Annotated in this window: 17 protein-coding genes and 1 rRNA gene; 10 read left to right on the top strand and 8 right to left on the bottom strand. The window is 73.9% G+C overall.

The annotated features are described in order from the left end of the window. Positions 1–54 precede the first annotated feature (54 nt). From dxs to ABD990_RS06680, 3 genes are read left to right on the top strand one after another with little or no spacing between them, the layout of a single operon-like run. Entirely contained in the window at positions 55–2031 is a 1977-nt protein-coding gene (gene dxs, locus ABD990_RS06690; protein ID WP_345379533.1) for a 1-deoxy-D-xylulose-5-phosphate synthase, read from the top strand. Further along, positions 2031–2696 carry a response regulator transcription factor gene (locus ABD990_RS06685; RefSeq protein ID WP_345379092.1) on the top strand — a complete coding sequence of 222 codons (666 nt, stop codon included), beginning with the start codon at positions 2031–2033 and terminating at the stop codon, positions 2694–2696. The genes dxs and ABD990_RS06685 overlap by 1 nt, the downstream gene beginning before the upstream one ends. A 22-nt stretch (positions 2697–2718) precedes the next feature. Then, complete coding sequence (locus ABD990_RS06680) at positions 2719–3855, top strand: sensor histidine kinase (RefSeq protein ID WP_345379090.1); 1137 nt, start codon at positions 2719–2721, stop codon at positions 3853–3855. A gap of 16 nt (positions 3856–3871) precedes the next feature. Here the strand turns inward: ABD990_RS06680 and ABD990_RS06675 are convergent, their stop codons facing one another. Then, the gene (locus ABD990_RS06675; RefSeq protein ID WP_345379089.1) at positions 3872–4852 is read right to left on the bottom strand and encodes a glycosyltransferase family 2 protein; all 981 of its coding nucleotides are present in this window, start codon (positions 4850–4852) and stop codon (positions 3872–3874) included. Between the two features lie 157 nt (positions 4853–5009). Between ABD990_RS06675 and ABD990_RS06670 the strand changes: the two genes are divergently transcribed. Next, positions 5010–5900, top strand: a complete 891-nt coding sequence (locus ABD990_RS06670; protein WP_345379088.1) for an ATP-grasp fold amidoligase family protein — start codon at positions 5010–5012, stop codon at positions 5898–5900. Between the two features lie 7 nt (positions 5901–5907). Here the strand turns inward: ABD990_RS06670 and ABD990_RS06665 are convergent, their stop codons facing one another. After that, complete coding sequence (locus ABD990_RS06665) at positions 5908–7266, bottom strand: lipopolysaccharide biosynthesis protein (protein ID WP_345379086.1); 1359 nt, start codon at positions 7264–7266, stop codon at positions 5908–5910. Beyond that, entirely contained in the window at positions 7263–8636 is a 1374-nt protein-coding gene (locus ABD990_RS06660) for a UDP-glucose dehydrogenase family protein (protein ID WP_345379084.1), read from the bottom strand. Before ABD990_RS06660 ends, ABD990_RS06665 begins: the two co-directional genes overlap by 4 nt. A gap of 242 nt (positions 8637–8878) precedes the next feature. Here ABD990_RS06660 and ABD990_RS06655 point away from each other — a divergent pair, with 242 nt between their 5' ends. After that, positions 8879–10114, top strand: coding sequence for an FAD-dependent monooxygenase (locus ABD990_RS06655; RefSeq protein WP_345379082.1), 1236 nt, complete (start codon positions 8879–8881; stop codon positions 10112–10114). On the opposite strand, the gene ABD990_RS06650 is transcribed toward ABD990_RS06655, so the two are convergent. The 3 genes from ABD990_RS06650 to ABD990_RS06640 form a co-directional block, all read right to left on the bottom strand. Beyond that, positions 10111–11364, bottom strand: a complete 1254-nt coding sequence (locus tag ABD990_RS06650) for an HRDC domain-containing protein (RefSeq protein WP_425569493.1) — start codon at positions 11362–11364, stop codon at positions 10111–10113. The genes ABD990_RS06655 and ABD990_RS06650 overlap by 4 nt on opposite strands. Positions 11365–11455: 91 nt before the next feature. Then, positions 11456–12109, bottom strand: coding sequence for a response regulator (locus ABD990_RS06645; protein ID WP_156067259.1), 654 nt, complete (start codon positions 12107–12109; stop codon positions 11456–11458). A 306-nt stretch (positions 12110–12415) separates the two neighbouring features. After that, positions 12416–13009, bottom strand: coding sequence for a DUF3000 domain-containing protein (locus ABD990_RS06640; RefSeq protein WP_345379080.1), 594 nt, complete (start codon positions 13007–13009; stop codon positions 12416–12418). A 105-nt stretch (positions 13010–13114) separates the two neighbouring features. Here ABD990_RS06640 and hemE point away from each other — a divergent pair, with 105 nt between their 5' ends. The 3 genes from hemE to hemQ are packed head-to-tail and all read left to right on the top strand — an operon-like array spanning position 13115 to position 16316. After that, complete coding sequence (gene hemE, locus ABD990_RS06635; protein ID WP_345379079.1) at positions 13115–14167, top strand: uroporphyrinogen decarboxylase; 1053 nt, start codon at positions 13115–13117, stop codon at positions 14165–14167. Continuing rightward, positions 14167–15648 (top strand): protoporphyrinogen oxidase, encoded by a 1482-nt coding sequence (hemG, locus tag ABD990_RS06630; RefSeq protein WP_345379077.1) that lies wholly within the window; start codon positions 14167–14169, stop codon positions 15646–15648. The genes hemE and hemG overlap by 1 nt, the downstream gene beginning before the upstream one ends. Next, positions 15621–16316, top strand: a complete 696-nt coding sequence (gene hemQ / locus ABD990_RS06625; RefSeq protein WP_345379076.1) for a hydrogen peroxide-dependent heme synthase — start codon at positions 15621–15623, stop codon at positions 16314–16316. Before hemG ends, hemQ begins: the two co-directional genes overlap by 28 nt. Positions 16317–16381: 65 nt before the next feature. On the opposite strand, the gene msrB is transcribed toward hemQ, so the two are convergent. Together msrB and ABD990_RS06615 are read right to left on the bottom strand one after the other, a co-directional pair. Continuing rightward, positions 16382–16843, bottom strand: a complete 462-nt coding sequence (gene msrB / locus ABD990_RS06620; protein ID WP_345379074.1) for a peptide-methionine (R)-S-oxide reductase MsrB — start codon at positions 16841–16843, stop codon at positions 16382–16384. Positions 16844–16915: 72 nt separating this feature from the next. Further along, positions 16916–17224, bottom strand: a complete 309-nt coding sequence (locus ABD990_RS06615) for a hypothetical protein (protein WP_345379073.1) — start codon at positions 17222–17224, stop codon at positions 16916–16918. A 148-nt stretch (positions 17225–17372) separates the two neighbouring features. Here ABD990_RS06615 and ligD point away from each other — a divergent pair, with 148 nt between their 5' ends. Both ligD and ABD990_RS06605 read left to right on the top strand, forming a co-directional pair. Then, entirely contained in the window at positions 17373–18398 is a 1026-nt protein-coding gene (gene ligD / locus ABD990_RS06610) for a non-homologous end-joining DNA ligase (protein WP_345379071.1), read from the top strand. Between the two features lie 502 nt (positions 18399–18900). Further along, positions 18901–19016, top strand: a 16S ribosomal RNA gene (locus ABD990_RS06605); the annotation flags it as partial.

The raw sequence follows: 19016 nt of genomic DNA, 5'->3' as shown, positions 1-19016 counted from the left end.
CGGTGTCCGCCGGGCCCGGCACTGGCCACCGCTCGTAGAGTGGCGGACGTGAGCGTGCAGCCAACCTCCGTTCTGTCGTCGATCCGGGGCCCGGCCGACCTCAAGCGGCTCGGCCCCGACGCGCTGGCCGGGCTGGCGTCGGAGATCAGGGACTTCCTGGTCAGCGCGGTGTCCCGGACCGGCGGGCATCTCGGGCCCAACCTCGGCGTGATCGAGCTGACGATCGCGGTGCACCGGGTGTTCGACTCCCCGCGGGACACGCTGCTCTGGGACACCGGGCACCAGGCGTACGTCCACAAGCTGCTCACCGGCCGCCAGGACGGCTGGGACCGGCTGAAGAAGACGGGCGGGCTGTCCGGCTACCCGAGCCGGACCGAGAGCGTGCACGACCACGTGGAGTCCAGCCACGCGTCGTCGTCGCTGTCCTGGGCCGACGGGCTCGCCCGCGCCTACTCGCTCACCGGCCAGCAGCGGCACGTCGTCGCCGTGATCGGCGACGGCGCGCTGACCGGCGGCATGGCCTGGGAGGCGCTGAACAACATCGCCGCGGCCAAGGACCGCAACGTCGTGGTCGTGGTCAACGACAACGGCCGGTCCTACGCGCCGACCATCGGCGGCCTGGCCGACCGGCTCGCCACGCTCCGGCTGCAGCCGGGCTACGAGAAGCTGCTCGAGGCGGGCAAGCACACGCTGCGCGGCACGCCGGTCGTCGGCCCCGCCGTCTACGCCGGGCTGCACGCGCTCAAGGCCGGCCTGAAGGACGCGATCAGCCCGCAGGAGCTCTTCGCCGACCTCGGCCTGAAGTACTTCGGCCCGGTGGACGGGCACGACGTGGCGGCCATGGAGTCCGCGCTGCGCCGCGCCCGGCACTTCGGCGGCCCGGTCGTGGTGCACGCCGTGACCCGCAAGGGCAACGGCTACGCCCCGGCCGAGAACGACGAGGCCGAGCAGATGCACAGCCCGTCGGCCTTCGACCCGCGGACGGGCCTGCCGACCGGCCCCAAGACCACCGGCTGGACCAGCGTGTTCGCCGAGGAGCTGGTCCGCCTCGGCGGCGAGCGCCCCGATCTCGTCGCGATCACCGCGGCGATGCTGGGCCCGACCGGGCTGGCGCGGTTCCAGAAGGAGTTCCCGGAGCGCTGCGTCGACGTCGGGATCGCCGAGCAGCACGCGCTCACCTCCGCGGCCGGGCTCGCCCGCGGCGGGATGCACCCGGTCGTCGCGGTCTACTCGACCTTCCTCAACCGGGCCTTCGACCAGCTGCTGATGGACGTGGCGCTGCACCGCGAGGCCGTCACGCTGGTGCTGGACCGGGCCGGCGTGACCGGCAACGACGGGCCCTCGCACAACGGGATGTGGGACCTGTCGATCCTCGGCGTGGTGCCGGGCATCCGGGTCGCCGCCCCGCGGGACGCGGACACCCTGCGCGAGGAGCTCGGCGAGGCCGTCGCGGTCTCCGACGGGCCGACCGCGCTGCGGTTCCCGAAGGGCCCGGTCATCGAGTCCGTCCCGGCCGTGCGCCGCGCCGGCACCGTCGACGTGCTGCGCGAGGACCGGCTCAACGGGTCCGACCCGTCCGTGCTCATGGTGTGCGTGGGCGCGTTCGGCGAGCTGGGCGTGGAGGCCGCCGAGCGGCTGGCCCGGCAGGGCGTGTCGGTCACCGTCGTCGACCCGCGCTGGGTGCTGCCGGTGCCGCCGGAGCTGGTCGAGATGGCGCGGGCGCACCAGCTCGTCGTCACGGTGGCCGACGCCGGGCGGCACGGCGGGTTCGGGTCGGCCCTCGCCGATGCGTTGCGCGCCGCCGAGGTCGACGTGCCCCAGCGGGACGTGGCCCTGCCGCAGGAGTTCCTCGAGCACGGCGCCCGCTCGGACGTGCTGGCCGCCGTGGGGCTCACCGCGCAGGACGTCGCCCGCCGGGTGACCGAGTGGGCGGTGAAGGTCCCGGGCTGCCTGCCCGCCGGGCCCGTCGTGGGTCCGGTCGACGCCGCCGCGGTCGAGTCCGCCGACCGGTCGGGCGAGCAGGCGGGCTGATGCGCGTCCTGGTCGTCGAGGACGAGGCCCCGCTGGCCGAGGCCGTCGCGCGCGGCCTGCGCCGGGAGGGCATGGCGGTCGATGTCGCGCTCGACGGCGACACCGGCCACGAGAAGTCCTCGATCACCCGCTACGACGTCGTCGTGCTGGACCGGGACCTGCCCGGCATGTCCGGCGACGAGCTGTGCGCGGCCCTCGTCGGCGGCGGCGCCACCACCCGCGTCCTCATGCTCACCGCCAGCGGCACGCTGGAGGACAAGGTCGACGGGCTGTCCCGCGGAGCGGACGACTACCTCGCCAAGCCCTTCGACTTCCCCGAGCTCGTCGCGCGGGTGCGCGCTCTGGGCCGGCGGTCCGCCCCCGCGGTGCCGCCCGTGCTCGTGGCCGGGGACGTGGCGCTGGACCCCGCGCGCCGCACGGTGACCCGGGCGGCGTCGCCGGTCGAGCTGACCCGCAAGGAGTTCGGGGTCCTCGAGGTGCTGATGGGAGCCGGTGGCGCGGTCGTGTCCAGCGAGGAGCTGCTCGAGCGGGTGTGGGACGAGAACGCCGACCCGTTCACCACCACGGTCCGGGTCACCGTGATGACGCTGCGCAAGAAGCTCGGTGAGCCCGGCGTGATCGAGACCGTGGTCGGCGCCGGGTACCGGGTGCCCTCCGCCGGCTGACGGGCGGCCGGGAGGAGGTCGGGTGCGCACGCGGCTCACGCTGCGGTGGCAGCTGACCCTGCTGGGCACCGCGCTGGTCGCGCTGGTCAGCGCCCTGCTGCTGTGGCTGGGCTGGTTGCTGGTGGGCGGGGTCGCCGCCTCGGTGCCCTCGCTGCCGCCCGGCACCCCGGTCCGCGTCGGCTCGCTCGAGGTCCCGGCCGAACAGGTCACCGCCGCGGTCCGGGACGCGGCGCGGGCCCAGGTGCTGCACGCCGGACTGATCGCCTTCCCGCTGGTCGTGCTCGCCGCCGGGCTGACCTCCTGGGTGCTGGTCGGGCGGGTGCTGGCGCCGCTGCACGAGGTCACCGCCACCGCCCGGCGGCTGTCGGCGGAGAACCTCGACGCCCGGCTGGACCTGCGCGAGGCCCGCGGCGAGCTGGCCGAGCTCGCCACCACCTTCGACGCGATGCTGGAGCGGCTGCAGGGCGCCTTCGAGGTGCAGCGCCGCTTCGTCGCCAACGCCAGCCACGAGCTGCGCACCCCGCTCTCCGTGCTGCGCACCGAGGTCGACGTGACCCTGGCCGACCCGGCGGCCGACGTCGCCGAGCTGCGGCGGATGGGCGAGGTCGTCCGGGACGCCACCCGCCGGGCGGACGACCTCGTGTCCGGGTTGCTGCTGCTCGCCCGGACCGAGGCGCTGGGGCAGATCGCCGAGCCCGCGCGGCGCCCGGTGGACCTGCGGGACGCCGGGGCGCACGCCGTCCGGGTCACCGCGACCGAGGCGGCCCGCCGTGGCCTGCGGGTGACGACGACGGGCGGGCCGGCGCCGGTGTCCGGCGATCCCGCGCTGCTGGAGCGCGTGGCCGGCAACCTTGTGGAGAACGCCGTGCGGCACAACGTCGACGGCGGGTGGGTGGAGGTGTGCACCGCGCCGCTCGAGGGCGGGGCGGAGCTGCGGGTCTCCTCCAGCGGCCCGGAGATCGACCCGGCGCGGGTGGGGGAGCTGTTCGAGCCCTTCCGGCGTGGCCCGGTGCCGCGCACCGGCGGGACCGCCGGGTCGGGCCTGGGACTGTCCATCGTGCGGGCCGTGGTGGCGGCGCACGGCGGCGCGGTGCGGGCCGAACCGGTGCCGGGTGGCGGCCTGACCGTGGTGGTCCGGCTACCGGCCCGGCCCCTCTGAGCGTCGGCCGCGGGCGTCAGCCCACGGACTGCACGACCTTGGAGATCCCGCCGTAGATGCCTGCGCGCGCCCCGTCCCGGGCCGCACGCATCTTGACCCGCCCCGCGGGGCCGGCGCCGTGCCAGCCGAGCAGCGACTGGCCCCACCGGCTGCGGGCGAGCCGGGTGGGACCGGCGGCGAGTGCCTGCTTGGCCCACCGCTCGGCGATCTCGTCGTGCCCGTCCCGGTAGGCGAACACGGCGGGCTGCACGTAGGCCAGCCCGGGGTGCAGCCGGGTCATCATCGGCGCGTACTCGGTGAGCATCTTGTCCAGCGCCTCGTAGCGGGCGGTGCGGTTGGAGCTGATGCTGCCGGTGCGCATGAGCCGCATGTCGACCAGGTAGCGGCGGATGCCGTAGAAGAGCGGGGTCGACGACCAGGCGCCGATCCGCAGCCACATCTCCAGGTCCACCGCGCTGGAGATGCCGGTGTCGAACACGCCGACCTCGTCGAAGCAGCTGCGGCGCACCAGCAGGGAGCTGCCGTTGTGCGTCGGGTTGTTCTCCGCGAGGAAGCGGTCCATGTCGCAGGGCCCGGCGGGCTGCCAGCGCGGGCCGACGACCCGGCCGCTCTCCAGCATCACGCGGGTGTGGCAGAAGGTCGCCCCGATCGGGCCGGGCGCGGTGTGCATGACGTGCAGCTGGCGGCGGAGGAACTCGGGGTGCCAGCGGTCGTCGCCGTCGAGGAAGGCCACGAACGGCGCCGTGGTCTCGGCGATGCCGAGGTTGCGGGCCGCGCCGGAGCCCGCGTTGGGGGTCGAGACGAGCCGGATCCGGGCGTCGAGGGCCGCCCTGCCACGCACGACCTCCGCCGTGTCGTCCGTGGAGCCGTCGTCGACGACGACGTATTCGAAGCGGGCCTCGCTCTGCCGCCTCACCGAGTCGATGGCCTCCCCGATCCACCGCCCGACGTTGTACGCCGGCGTGATCACCGAGACCACCGCTGCATTCTTCGGCACGAATCGGACCCTATCAATGGCTCGCGAGTACCGCTCCCGCGCCCCCATTCACTCTTTCGGTTCGTGTGCGGACGAGTGATTACGGGTACTCCGTCACGCTTTGTGTTTCCCGGACGTGACGACGGGGTCGCCGGGGCGCTCCGCTATCGTCTCGCAGATGACGTTCGATGCGCGGGTTCTCCTCGCCCGCCGGCTGCGTTTCCTCCCGGACCGGCCCTTCGCCATCGCCAAGCACGCCCTCTTCCAGGGCGAACTCACCACGCTGCGCAACCCCGTGACCTGGTCGCAGCTCCTCGCCGCGAAGAATCTGCGGACGCAGGACCCGGTCGTCCACCAGACGTCGGACAAATACGCGGTGCGGGAGTACGTCGCCGAGAAGGTAGGCGAGGATTACCTCATTCCGCTCTACCAGGTCGTCGACAACGCCGCCGACCTCGACTTCGATGCGATCCCGGGTCCGTGCGTGATCAAGGGGACGCACGGCTGCGACATGACCGTGCTGGTCCCGGACCTGGCCGCGGTCGACCGCGCCGCCGTCCGCGAGACCGTCCGCCGCTGGCTCGGCACGGACTTCTACAAGGCGGGCTGGCGCGAGACGCCGTACCGCGGCCTGAAGCCGCGCGCGGTCGTCGAGCAGTTCATCGGCACGCCGAACGGGGACGCGCCGACGGACTACAAGTTCTTCATGTTCCACGGCGTCCCCGGGATGGTCGTGGTCGACCAGGACCGGTTCACCGGGCACACCTCGACCATGCTCACGCCGGAGTGGCAGCAATACGACATCAGCGGGCGGTTCGCATTCGCCGAGAAGCTTCCCGAGCAGCCGGCGAACTACGCGGAGATGCTCGAGGTCGCGAAGGCACTCGGTGCCGAATTCGCTTTCGCCCGCATCGACCTGTACAACGTCGACGGCAAGATCTATTTCGGCGAGATCACCCACAACCCGGGTGGCGGGCTGGTCCGCCTGCAGCCGCGGGAATTCGACCGGGCACTCGGGGACATGTGGCGCCACGGCACCCCGGTCCCCGAGCGCTTCGTCAAGGCCTGATCCCGGATCAGGCCCTCGCCGGGAGGCTGCGCGGGGTGCGCTGCCCGCGCAGCCACCGGACCACCACCGGACCGACGGCGAGGGCGAGCGCGATCTCGATCACGAGCGTCGCCCAGCCCACGGAGTCCAGCCCGAGCGGACCGTGCAGCACCGCGACGGCCGCGATGAGCAGAGCCGACTGCACGAGCTGGATCCACGCGAGCGGGGCGGTCCGGTTCTCCAGGCGCGTCATGGTCATGTACAGCGACACGACCACGCGCGGGAACACCGAGATCATCAGCAGCTGGAGCAGGAAGGTGGCGTTCGCCCGGTACTGCGTGCCGTAGAGCTGCAGCAGCCAGGGCGCCACCAGCGCGACGACCACGGAGGCCGGCAGCACGGTGAGCGCGATCCGGCGCAGCACCGCACGGGCGTAGCGGTGGGCGTGCGCCGGGTCCCGGGCGGCCTCCGCGACCAACGACGACGTGATGCCCATCGTCAGCAGGTTCATCGCGGTGAACACCGTCTGCGCAGGCAGGAAGTACGCGCCCTCCTCCGGCCCCATCAGCCCCACGATGAGCACCGGCAGGAAGGTCGACGACATCTGGTTGAAGACCTGGCCGGCGTAGTCACCCGCCATGTACCGGGCGAGCGTGCGCCGACTCACCGGCTCCTGGTCGGCCCGGGTGGCGGCGACGTGCCGGGGCAGGAGCCGCCGGAAGAGCAGCAGCGTGACCGGGACGATCAACGCGACCACCGGCAGCGTCCACGAGGTGAACACGCCGTCGCTCACCGCCGTCTGCGCGACGATCACGAGCAGGATCAGCTTGACGATCCCGTAGACCCCGTTCTCCAGCGGGATCCACATCGACTCGCGGAGCCCGGTCAGCGCCGCGTCCTGCAGGTTGAACAACGACCAGGTGACGACCGACGCCACGAACCACAGCCCGAAGGGCCAGGACATGTGCAGCGGGTCGCCCTCCGGGCGGAACAGGTGGCAGTAGACCGCCACCCCGCCCGCGCCGAGGATCCCGAGCCCGGACGACACGCCGTAGGACAGCAGGATCAGTCGCGTCGACGACGTCCCGGCCCTGGGCAGGAAGCGGATCAGCGCCTGGCTGAAGTTCAGCTGGGTCAGCACCGACACCAGCAGCATCAGCGAGGTCAGCGCGTTGCCGCGGCCGACCTCGGAATCCGGGAAGGTGCGCGCCGCGACGACCCAGTAGAGCAACCCGAAGGCGGAGTTCACCGCCGTGTTGAGCATCAGGGCGTAGGTGTTGCGGTACAGCGGGACGGCGAGCTCGCGGCGGATCCCCAGGACCCGGCCGCGGAGCCCAGTCGGGGTCCGGGCCGTGGCCGTGGCCGAGTCGGTGTCCGGGTGGGTCACCGGCTGCCCACGCGGGCCTGCGGGCTCTCCCGCGCCTGCCGGCCGATGCCCGACCAGGCGAAGCCCGCCCGGCGCACCACGGCCGGGTCGAGCAGGTTCCGGGTGTCGACGACCGTCCGGGAGGCCACGGTCTCGGCCAGCCGCGTCCAGTCCAGCGACCGGAACTCGGGCCACTCGGTGAGCACGACGATCGCCTCGGCGCCCGCGGCGGCCTCGTACGGGTCGTCGACGAGGGTGAGCATGCGGGGGTCGAGCGTGGCGGCCGCGGCCGAGCCCACCGGCACCCCCGGGTCGTACCCGACGAGCTCGGCGCCGGCCTGGCGGAGCAACGCCGCCACCCCGAGGGCGGGGGAGTCCCGCAGGTCGTCCGTGCCCGCCTTGAAGGTCAACCCGAACAGCGCGAGCCGGGTCTTGGTGAGCGGTCCGCCGCGACGGCCGGTGACCGCGACCCGGACCTTGTCGACCATGCGCTGGAACTGGCGGGTGTTGGTGTCGATGCTCGCCCGCAGCAGCCGGAACTCGAAGTCGGCCGAGTCGGCGACCTGGAGCAGGGCGTGGGTGTCCTTGGGGAGGCAGGAGCCGCCCCAGCCCGGACCGGGGGAGAGGAAGGCCTGACCGATCCGGCGGTCGTAGCCCATCCCCTCGGTCACGTCCGCGACGTCCGCGTCGACCCGCTCGCACAGCTCCGCCAGCGCGTTGACGTAGGAGAGCTTCATGGCGAGGAAGCAGTTGGCCGCGTACTTGATCATCTCGGCGCTGGCCGCGTCCGTCAGCACGGTCGGCGCGCCGAGGCGGGCGTAGAGGGCGGCGACGCGCTCGGCGGCGTCCTGCGAGGAGTTCGAGCCGACGACGATCCGGTCCGGGTGCAGGAAGTCGTGCACCGCGGAGCCCTCGCGAAGGAACTCGGGGTTGCTGGCGACCTCGACGTCCTCCCGGCCGAGCAGCTCGGCGGTCCGGTCCGCGGTGCCCACCGGCACGGTCGACTTGTTGACGACCACGCAGCCCGGCGGCATGGCCTCGCGGACCTCCTCGACGACGGCCTCGACCGCGGCCAGGTCCGCGACCCCGCCGACGCCCATCGGCGTGGGGACGCACAGGAACATGACCTCGACCGGGCGGCCCTCGGACTCGAGCTCCTTGAGCGCCTCGCCCGCGCCGACGACGAACGAGAGCCGGCCGGCGGCCAGGCCCTCGGCCACGAGCTCCGCCAGCCCGGGCTCGCGGATCGCGATCTCGCCGCGGGACAGCGCCGCGACCTTCGTCTCGTCGATGTCGGCGCACACCACCCGGTGGCCGAGCGAGGCGAGGCAGGCTCCGGTGGTCAGACCGACGTAACCGGTGCCGACCACGGCGACCGTTCGTGCGAACAAGCTGGCTCCCCCTGAGGTGTGTCCGACGGCGACACTGCGTCCAACGACCGAGAGGCCGCATGCGACACGATCGACCGTAGACCAGCCTCCTCGTCGCGGAACGCACAGGTCCGGCCCGCTCACGAGGGTCGGAACGGTCCCGCGCAATCGTCCGAACGAGTGCCTTGCTACGTTCGCGCCCCGGACGCCCGGCGTTAACCCGCCACGTGTTGGACTCCGGTGGACGAGGGGGAGGGCACGAGATGAAGGTGCTGTGCGTCGGCGGCGGTCCCGCCGGCCTGTACTCGGCGATCCTGGCCAAGCTGGCCGATCCGTCGGCCGAGGTCGAGGTGCTGGAGCGCAACGCGCCCGGCGCCACCCACGGCTGGGGCATCACGTTCGGCGAGGACCTCCTCGACGACCTCTACCGGCACGACGCCGAGAGCGGCCGGGCCATCCGGGACGCCGCGATCCTCTGGGGCGACCAGGTCGTCCGGATCGGTGGCCGGCCGCCCGTGCACATCGGCGGCAAGTACGGCTTCTCGATGGGCCGCGCGGCCCTGCTGGAGATCCTCGCCGCGCGGGCCTCGCAGCTTGGCGTCACGATCCGCTGGGAGAGCGAGCTGCCCGAGGACCGGGTGGCCGACCTCGGCTCCGAGGCGAACCTCGTGATCGCCGCCGACGGGGCGGGCAGCCGGGTGCGCACGGCGCACGACTTCGGCACCTCGGTGACCACCGGCCGCAACCGCTACATCTGGCTCGGCACCTCGCGCTACCTCGAGCGGTTCACCTTCGCCTTCGAGCGCACGGACGCGGGGTGGCTGTGGTTCTACGCCTACCCGTCGACCGGCGGCACCAGCACCTGCATCGTCGAGTGCAGCCCCGAGACCTGGTCGGGGCTCGGCCTGGACACCGCCGAGGTCGACGAGGGCGTCGCGCGCGTCGCGGACATCTTCGCCGAGCCGCTCGGCGGCGAGCCGCTGATGCGCCCGCCCGGCCGGGTCGGGAGCTCCGGCACCGCCGCGCCCTGGCTGACCTTCCGGCACCTGCGCAACGCCACCTGGCGCCGGGACAACGTGGTGCTCATGGGCGACGCCGCGCACACCACGCACTTCGGCATCGGCTCGGGCACCGTGCTGGCCGTCCAGGACGCCGTCCGGCTCGCCGAGTCCCTGAAGCTCTTCGCCGACGACCTGCCGGGCGCGATCGCGGCCTACGACGCGCTGCGCCGCGCCGAGGTCGGGCGGGTGCAGGAGCAGGCGCTGCGGAACATGCACTGGTTCGAGGAGGTCGACCGGTACCTGGACACCCAGGACCCCGTCCGGTTCGCCTACACGCTGCTCGACCGCCGCGGCGACCACCCCGAGGCCTGGCGCTACCAGCTGCACAAGGCGACCCAGGTCGAGGGCCTGCGCAAGGTGCGCAAGGGCGTCACGACGGTCCGCCGCACGGTCCGCGCGGTCAAGCGCGGCGAGCGGGTGGGGCCTGTAGGGCCCTAGGGCTCCTGGCGGGGCGAGAGCGCCTTCTCGAGCACCGGGGCGGTCAGCGCGATCTGCCAGTTCCGCGCACCGCCCCGCTCGAGGAAGCCGGGGACGTCGCCGTCGTCCGGCGGGGACCAGCACAGCCGGCGCAGCAGGTCCGGCTGGAGCAGGTTCTCCACCGGCACCGACCAGCGCTCGGACAGCTCGGCGAGGCCGGCGCGGGCGGCCGAGAGCCGGGCCGCGGCGGCCGGGTCGCGGTCGGCCCAGCGGGAGACCGGGGGCGGACCGTCGGTGGCCGCGGCGGGCCGGGGCAGCTCGGCGTCCGGCAGCGTCTGCGCGGACCGCAGGGCGCCGAACCAGTACGACTCGAGCCGTCGCTGCGCACGCCCGCGGAAGACCGGCAGCTGGGAGAGCGCCTTCGGGCTGGCGGGGGAGGCGACGGCGGCCTCGACGATCGCCGAGTCCGGCAGCACCCGCCCGGGCGCGACGTCCCGCTCGGCGGCCAGCCGGTCCCGGGCCTCCCACAGCGCCCGGACCGCGGCGAGCGCGCGCGGCTTGCGGACCTTGTGGATCCCGGAGGTCCGCCGCCACGGATCGGCGCGCGGGAGCGGCGGCCCGGCCGTGCGGACCGCCTCGAACTCCTCGAGCGCCCACTCGAGCTTGCCCTGCTCCTCCAGCAGGGCCGCGAGGGCGTCCCGGAGCTCGACGAGCACCTCGACGTCGAGCGCGGCGTAGACCAGCCAGTCCTCGGGCAGCGGCCGGCGGGACCAGTCCGCGGCCCCGTGGCCCTTCTCGAGGGTCAGGCCGAGCATCCGCTCGGTGAGCGGGCCCAGCCCGACGCGGGGGAGCCCCGCCAGCCGGCCGGCCAGCTCGGTGTCGAACAGCCGCGCCGGGCGCAGGCCCGCCTCGGCGAGGCACGGCAGGTCCTGCGAGGCGGCGTGGAGGACCCACTCGGGGCCGTCGAGGGCCGGCGCGAGGCCGGTCAGGTCACCGCCGAGCGGGATAGGGTCGACGAGGGCGGTGCCGGAGCCCGCACGGCGCAGCTGCACCAGGTAGGCGCGCTGCGAGTACCGGAAACCGGACGCCCGCTCGGCGTCGACGGCGACCGGCCCGCTGCCGGCCGCGAGGGCCGCCGCCGTGGCGGCGAGCCCGTCCGCGTCCCGCACGACCTCGGGCAGCCCGTCGGCCGGGTGCAGCAGCGGGGTGGAGGTGTTCCCCTCGGCGTCACCGTCCGCGGCGGATCCCGAGGCGGTAGCGCCCCCGGGCACGGCGGAGGGGCCGGCCGCCGCGTCCCGCGGCGCCGACCCGCCCCCCGAGCCGTGCGGAGTCAATGGTCGACTCCGCGAGCTTCGTCTCCGATCAGCGGATGACCCCGGCCCTCATCGCCAGCGCGACCATCTGAGCACGGTCTCCGGTGCCGAGCTTGCGCCCGATCCGGGAGAGGTGGCTCTTCACGGTCAGCGCCGACAGGCTCAGCGCCTCGCCGATCTCCTTGTTCGACTGCCCGTCCGCCACCAGCTGGAGCACCTCCACCTCGCGGGCCGACAGCTCCCGCGGGGTGTTGTCGGTACCCGGCACGCGGGTGCCGGTCGCCAGCAGCGGCGCGACGGTCGGGTCGGCGTAGACCCCGCCGTCGAGCACCCGCTTGACACCGTCCGTGACGACGGCGGGCGAGGCGGACTTGAGCAGGTACGCCTGCGCGCCGGCCTGGAAGGCCGAGCGGACGGCGTACGGGTCGTCCGAGGAGGCCAGCACGACCAGTCGGTTCCACCCGAGCTGGCGCAGCTCGGTGACGAGGTCGAGGCCGCTGCCGTCCGGCAGACCGAGGTCGAGGATCGCGAGGTCGCACGGCCCGTTGGCCTGCGCCCGCGCACGCGCCTCGGCGACCGAGGCCGCCTCGTGCACCGTGCCGGCGCCCATGGACCGCAGGCGGGCCGCGATGGCCTCCCGCAGCAGCGGGTGGTCGTCGACCACCAGCACGGTGAACTGCTCTTCCCGCGGATGGGGAACCATCGCGGGCTGGAGCACGGCACCCGGGGTGCCGCGCAAGGGTGTGCCCTGGCCTACTACGGCCACGTCACTACCTCCCTGGAGTCGGTCGTTGCCCCCCGACCAACACCGGGACCCCGGTGGGACGGAGAGTTGCGCCCGACCGCCCGAGGAGGTGTCGTGGAGGAACTGTAGCCCCCCAAGCGGTCTAACGTCGTGTATCCGATCGAACTTCTCCGGGTGAAAGTTACAGCCTTGTCGGCGGTGATGCGCCCAGTCGGGTGATCAACGCTCCGTACCCGGGCCGTGACCAGCACCTTCGCTCCCGACTCAGACACTTCGCCGCGCAAGCGTCCGCACTCCCACCGGCGGAAGTCCCGCAGCGGTGGCCACCAGTGTGCAGAACGCCTCCCCGTGTGCCGCAAGGTCCCCATCGGGTTCCAGTGGCGTCCACGAGGCCCGCAGCTCCACGTCGTCGTCCCGCTCGGGGCCCGCGATGTCCCCGAACCGGACCGAGGAGGTCTGCGTCACCGTGCCGCCGAGCGCGGTGTGCCGGCCGCCGACGTCCGCGAGCGCCTCGGTGAGCCAGGACCACGCGACCACGGGGAGCATCTCGTCGCCGAGCTGCTCCCGCTCGAGCCGCGCCTGGACGAAGCAGACGAGCCGGAACTCGCCCTCCCAGGCCTCCTGCCCGGCGGGGTCGTGCAGCAGGATCAGCCGTCCGGACGTGTCGGGTTCGTCCAGGTCGTCCGTCCCGTCCCCGCGGTGCACGATGTCGGCCTCGACGCTCGTCGCCCAGCTGTACGGGGCCAGCCGCGGCGGTGCCTCGAGCGGCCGGACGACCAGCTCCGGCCGGGGCCGGACGGCCGCGAGGGAGTCGACCGCGCGGCGGAACAGCGGTGGTGGGGCGGCGGGATCGGGCACGGGGCGGGACTGTAGGTCGGCGGTGCGACCGGCGGAAACAGGCGCGCCGCTCTCCGATCGGGTCGATCTGCGTCGCGTCCGGCGGACGTGGGACGATGAGGCGTGATGAACCCGCTCACCACCGTGCCCACCCGGCGGTCGCTGCCCGGTTCCGCGTTCCTCGCCGCGGCGCGCGGCGAGCGCCCGGAGCGGCTGCCGGCGTGGTTCATGCGCCAGGCCGGGCGCTCGCTGCCGGAGTACCGGGCGCTGCGGGCGGACACCGGGATGCTGCGGGCCTGCCTGACCCCGGACCTCACGTGCGAGATCACGATGCAGCCGGTCCGCCGGCACGGGGTCGACGCCGCGATCCTGTTCTCCGACATCGTCGTCCCGCTCCACGCGGCCGGGATCGCGGTCGACATCGTGCCCGGCACCGGGCCCGTCGTCGCCTCGCCGGTGCGCACCGGGGACGACGTGGCCGGGCTGCCCACCCTGCACCCCGGCCAGGTCGAGCCGGTCACGGACGCGGTGGCGCTGCTCCTGCGCGAGCTGGGGGAGACGCCGCTGATCGGGTTCGCCGGCGCCCCGTTCACCCTGGCCTCCTACCTCGTGGAGGGCGGTCCGAGCCGCAACCACGAGCGCACCAAGGCACTGATGCACGGCGCCCCGGACGTGTGGCACGCGCTCATGGCGCACCTCGCCGAGATCACGGCCACCTTCCTCGAGGCGCAGATCGCCGCGGGCGTCGACGCGGTGCAGCTGTTCGACTCCTGGGCCGGCGCGCTGTCCGAGCGGGACTATCGGCGGTACGTGCTGCCGCACTCGGCGGCCGTCCTGTCCCGGGTCGCGGGGGCCGGCGTCCCGCGCTTCCACTTCGGCGTCGGCACCGCCGAGCTGCTGGGCGCGATGACCGAGGCGGGGGCGGACGTGATCGGCGTCGACTGGCGCACCCCGCTGGACGTCGCCGCCCGCCGCGCGGGGGGCCGGGTGCCGGTGCAGGGCAACCTCGACCCCGCGGTGCTCTTCGCGGACGTCGCCTCCGTCGAGGAGGAGGTCCGGCGGATCGCCGCCGAGGGCGCCCGCGCCCCGGGGCACGTGTTCAACCTCGGTCACGGGGTGCTCCCCGGCACCGACCCGGACATGATCACGCGCACCGTCGAGCTGGTGCACTCGCTCTAGTGGCTCCGTCCGTCGCCGTCCTCGGGGCCGGGATCTCCGGACTCGCCGCGGCCCACCGGCTGCGCGCGCTGCTCGGCCCGGCGGCCCGGATCGTCGTGGTCGAGCGGTCGGACCGGATCGGCGGTGTGCTGCGGACGGTCGACCTGGCGGGCCGGCCGTTCGACGTCGGCGCCGAGGCCTTCCTCGCCCGCCGCCCCGAGGTCCCGGCGCTGCTCGCCGAGCTCGGCCTCGCGGACGAGGTCGTGCACCCCACCGGGGCGCGGCCCACCATCCGCGCGGGCGGCCGCACCGTGGGTATGCCGGGCGGCACGCTGATGGGCGTCCCCACCGCTGCGGCGCAGCTGGCGGGCGTGCTCTCCCCGGACGGCCTCGCGGCCGCGGCCGCCGAGCCGGACCGGCCGCTGGAGTGGGAGCCGGGCCAGGACGCCGCCCTCGGCGTCCTGCTCCGCGAGCGGTTCGGCCCCGAGGTTCCCGCCCGGCTCACCGACCCGCTGCTCGGCGGCGTCTACGCCGGCCGCGTCGACGCGCTCGGCCTGCGGGCCACCGTGCCCGCCCTCGCCGCGGCGCTCGACGCCGGCGCCCCGTCGCTCACCGAGGCCGCGACCCGTGCCGCCCCGCCCGTCCCCGCCGCGAACGGGGAGTCCGGCGGGCCGCGGGTGTCCGGGCAGGCGGCCGGGCCGGTGTTCGGCGCCGTCCGCGGGGGCTACGACGTGTTGCTCGACGCGCTGCGGGCCGCCTCGGGTGCCGAGCTGCGCCTGGGTACCACCGTGCGGGAGCTGGAGCGCCGGGAGCGCGGCTGGCGGCTCGTGCTGGGCCCCACCACGGTGCCCGAGGCGCTCGACGTGGACGCGGTGGTCCTCGCCGTGCCGGCCCCGGCCGTGCGGAGGCTCCTCGCGGGGCCCGTGCCCGCCGCGGCGGCCGTGGCCGGGGGGATCGAGCTCGCGTCGTCCGTCGTCGTCGCCTTCGCCTTCCGCGGGATCACCGGACCGGAGACGTCCGGCGTGCTGGTCGCGGCCGACGAGCCGCTCGCGATCAAGGCCGCGACCCACTCGTCGGCCAAGTGGGCGCACGTCTCGCCCGACGGTCTCGTCCGGCTCCGGGTGTCGCTGGGCCGCTTCGGCGAGGCCGCCACCCTGCAGGTCGACGACGCCGAGCTCGTCGCCCGCGCCCGCGCCGACCTCGCCACGCTGCACGGGATCACCGCCGACCCGGTCGCGGTGCACGTCCAGCGTTGGGGCGGGGGGCTGCCGCAGTACGCGCCCGGGCACCTGGACCGGGTGGCCGCGCTCGAGGCCGCCGTCGGGGAGGTCCCGGGGCTGGAGGTCGTCGGCGCCGCGCTGCACGGCGTGGGTGTGCCGGCGTGTGTCGGGACCGCCCGCGCCGCGGCGGAACGCCTGGCGGCAGTGGTGGGGACCGCAGCGGCCGGCGGGGACCCGCGTGGCAGCATGGACGCATGGCCCGCCTCGACTACGCCGAGCTGAACGCGACGATCCGCTACACCATGTGGTCGGTCTTCCGGGTGGAACCCGGGAAGCTGGGCGAGGAGCGCTCCGGCGCGGCCACCCAGGCCGCCGAGTTCCTGGAGGCCCTCGAGGGCAAGGGCGTCGTCGTGCGCGGGGTCTACGACCTGGCGGGCCTGCGGGCCGACGCCGACTACATGATCTGGTGGCACGCGGAGAACGTCGAGGCGCTGCAGGCCGCCTACGCCGACCTCCGTCGCGAGACCGCCCTCGGGCGCGCCTCGGTCCCGGTGTGGAGCCAGACCGCGCTGCACCGCCCGGCCGAGTTCAACAAGAGCCACATCCCGGCCTTCCTCGCGGGCGAGGACCCGAAGAAGTACGTCTGCGTGTACCCCTTCGTCCGCAGCTACGAGTGGTACCTCCTGCCGGACGACGAGCGCCGGAAGATGCTCGCCGACCACGGCAAGGAGGCCCGGGACTACCCGGACGTGCGCGCCAACACGGTGCCGGCCTTCGCCCTCGGCGACTACGAGTGGATCCTCGCGTTCGAGGCCGACGAGCTGTACCGGATCGTCGACCTCATGCGGCACCTGCGCGGCACCGAGGCGCGCCGGCACGTCCGCGAGGAGATCCCCTTCTACACCGGCCCGCGGGTGCAGATCGGCGACCTCGTCGCGACCCTGCCCTGACCGAGGGAAAGGCCCCGCACCGTCGTCGCGGTGCGGGGCCTTCTCGCGTGGTCGCGTCGGTCCCGCTACTCGGCGGGCTCCAGCGTCATCGAGATCGAGTTGATGCAGTAGCGCAGGTCCGTGGGCGTGGGGTAGCCCTCGCCCTCGAACACATGGCCCAGGTGGCTGTGGCACGCCGCGCACAGCACCTCGACCCGCCGCATGCCGAGCGAGGTGTCCGCCCGCTCGATCACGGCCGCGTCCTCCGGCGCGTAGAAGGACGGCCACCCGCAGTGCGACTCGAACTTCGTCTCGCTGCGGAAGAGCTCGGCGCCGCAGGCGCGGCACTTGTAGACACCCACGGTCTTCGTGTCGGTGTACTCGCCCACGAACGGCCGCTCGGTGCCCGCCTGCCGCAGCACCTGGTACTCGGCGGGGCTGAGCTGGGCCCGCCACTCCTCGTCGGTCTTCACGACGGTCGGGGCCGGCTCCTGCGCCGTGCCCTGCGCCGTCTCGGGCGACCCGGACTCCCTGCTGAACAGACCCATGTCGTCACGCTAACCCTTCCCGGCACGGGGTGCCGTCCCCTTCAACGCGCGGGACGGCCGGGATGTTTCGCGCTACAACCAGGTGCCGAGCACGAAGACGAGCGCGTTGCCGACCACCCACACCACGCCCACGAGCAGCAGCACCACGACGAGGACCGCCGCCCAGTACCGACCGCCCTGCGCCCGGTTCGCGGACTCGGCGAAGTCCTTCACCCCGTCCAGGTAGCCCTCGACGGTGAACGACGGCCGGTCGCGCTGCATGCGGTCGAGGTGCTGGGCGAAGGCGCGCGCCTCCGGGTCCTCCGGGTCGAGCCCGACCAGCTCGTCGTCGAAGCGCCGGGCCCAGGCGGGCTCCCGGTGGCGCGGCTCCGGAGGGGTCATGGTCCGAGCGTAGCGCCGGCGTCCCCACCACCGGCCTCTCGAGCCGCGCGTCGGGCAGGGTCGTCGCAGGTCGCGGCATCCACGGCTGCGTCCCCGGGCGCCGTCGTGAACCGCGATTTCGTCGGCCGGCACCGGTAGGTTGCGCGGCATGGCGTCGAAGGCGGTCGAGCTGATCACGGTCCCCGGTCCCGAGGGCTCCCGCGAGGTGCGCCTGACCAGCCCGGACAAGGTGATCTTCCCGGCCCTCGGGATCACCAAGCGCGAGGTGATGGAGTACTACCTCGCCGTCTCCGAGCCGATGATCGCGGTCCTCGAGGACCGGCCGACGAACCTCAAGCGCTATCCCGACGGGGTGGAGGGCGAGCCGTTCTTCGCCAAGCGGCTGCCCAAGGGCGCGCCGCAGTGGGTGCGCACCGCCCGGGTCACCTTCCCCAGCGGGCGCACCGCGGACACCTTCGCGCCGTCGGAGCCCGCCGCGATCGCCTGGGCCGCGAACATGGGGACCCTCGACTTCCACCCCTGGCCGGTGCGGGCGCCGGACACCGACCATCCGGACGAGCTGCGCATCGACCTCGACCCGCAACCGGGCACGGGCTTCGCCGACGCGGTCGCCGTCGCCGCCGTGCTGCGGGAGGTGCTCGCCGAGGCCGGCCTCACGGGGTGGCCCAAGACCTCGGGCGGGCGGGGCATCCACGTCGCGGTGCCCATCCGTCCCGAATGGGACTTCATCCAGGTCCGCCGGGCGGTCATCTCCATCGCACGCCGGGTCGCCGACCGCATCCCGGACAAGGCGACGGTGGCGTGGTGGAAGGAGGAGCGCGGCGCGCGGGTGTTCCTCGACTTCAACCAGGCGGCGCGGGACCGGACCATCGCCTCGGCCTGGTCCGTCCGCGGTCTGCCCCGGGCGACGGTGTCGATGCCCCTCACGTGGGAGTCGCTCCCCGACGTCCGACCCGAGGATTTCACCCTGCGCACGGTGCCCGGGCTGCTCGCCGACCACGGCGATCCGCACGCCGGGATGGGGAGCGAGCGGGGCGGGTGCCAGCGCGCCCTGGAGTGGTACGAGCAGGACGGGCTGGGGGAGATGCCGTACCCGCCGGAGTACCCGAAGATGCCGGACGAGCCGATGCGGGTGCAGCCGTCGCGGGCGCGGCACCCCGCCACCGAGGCGTGAAATCGCAGGTCAACCGCCCACATCGCGGGGTCCACACCGGACGGGACGCGGTTCGCGACGAGCTGTCGCCGAAAGTGTGAGCGCCGTCATGGATCACGAAATCTGCCGTTAACCTGGGTCGTGGTGGGGGCTGCAGGCGCGTGACCTGCGCATTCAGGCCGATTTCGGGGCGGGGGCCCCGGTTTTGCACCCGCCGTCCGAGGCGTGTAACTTTCTCGTCGTCAGCGAGACGCCGGACAGAACGGGCCCTGGAGGTTCGGTCAACAGGCCCGCTGGCCGCCCCCCTGGGCCGGACCCCCTGGATCCTCGCGGATCCGTGTGGGTGTACGGTGGGGAAAGCCCCGGAAGTTCTCCGGCAGGTGAGCCATGGTGTGCGGGTGTCTTTTGAGAACTCAACAGTGTGTCGAGCTAGATTATCGGGACTGGTGGTTTGTGCCAGTTCATTTTTTGGGCTCATGTTCCTGACCCCGTCGGGAGTGGGCCCGCCAGTAGGAGCCAGTTTTTGTTGGAGAGTTTGATCCTGGCTCAGGACGAACGCTGGCGGCGTGCTTAACACATGCAAGTCGAGCGGTAAGGCCCTTCGGGGTACACGAGCGGCGAACGGGTGAGTAACACGTG

Origin of the sequence: Pseudonocardia yuanmonensis (genome assembly GCF_039542425.1) — a bacterium.
In the GTDB taxonomy this organism is placed as follows: domain Bacteria; phylum Actinomycetota; class Actinomycetes; order Mycobacteriales; family Pseudonocardiaceae; genus Pseudonocardia; species Pseudonocardia yuanmonensis.
Note: the sequence above shows the minus strand (reverse complement) of the source record. Positions and strands in the feature narration are given on the sequence as shown.

What these genes read in the sequence shown, in the direction of transcription:
- hemE (WP_345379079.1), top strand. Translation starts at nt 13,115, where the DNA reads ATGAACCCGCTCACCACCGTGCCCACCCGGCGGTCGCTGCCCGGTTCC.
- ABD990_RS06615 (WP_345379073.1), bottom strand. Translation starts at nt 17,224, where the DNA reads ATGACCCCTCCGGAGCCGCGCCACCGGGAGCCCGCCTGGGCCCGGCGC.
- ABD990_RS06655 (WP_345379082.1), top strand. Translation starts at nt 8,879, where the DNA reads ATGAAGGTGCTGTGCGTCGGCGGCGGTCCCGCCGGCCTGTACTCGGCG.
- ABD990_RS06645 (WP_156067259.1), bottom strand. Translation starts at nt 12,109, where the DNA reads ATGGTTCCCCATCCGCGGGAAGAGCAGTTCACCGTGCTGGTGGTCGAC.
- ABD990_RS06685 (WP_345379092.1), top strand. Translation starts at nt 2,031, where the DNA reads ATGCGCGTCCTGGTCGTCGAGGACGAGGCCCCGCTGGCCGAGGCCGTC.
- hemQ (WP_345379076.1), top strand. Translation starts at nt 15,621, where the DNA reads ATGGCCCGCCTCGACTACGCCGAGCTGAACGCGACGATCCGCTACACC.
- msrB (WP_345379074.1), bottom strand. Translation starts at nt 16,843, where the DNA reads ATGGGTCTGTTCAGCAGGGAGTCCGGGTCGCCCGAGACGGCGCAGGGC.
- ABD990_RS06670 (WP_345379088.1), top strand. Translation starts at nt 5,010, where the DNA reads ATGACGTTCGATGCGCGGGTTCTCCTCGCCCGCCGGCTGCGTTTCCTC.
- ligD (WP_345379071.1), top strand. Translation starts at nt 17,373, where the DNA reads ATGGCGTCGAAGGCGGTCGAGCTGATCACGGTCCCCGGTCCCGAGGGC.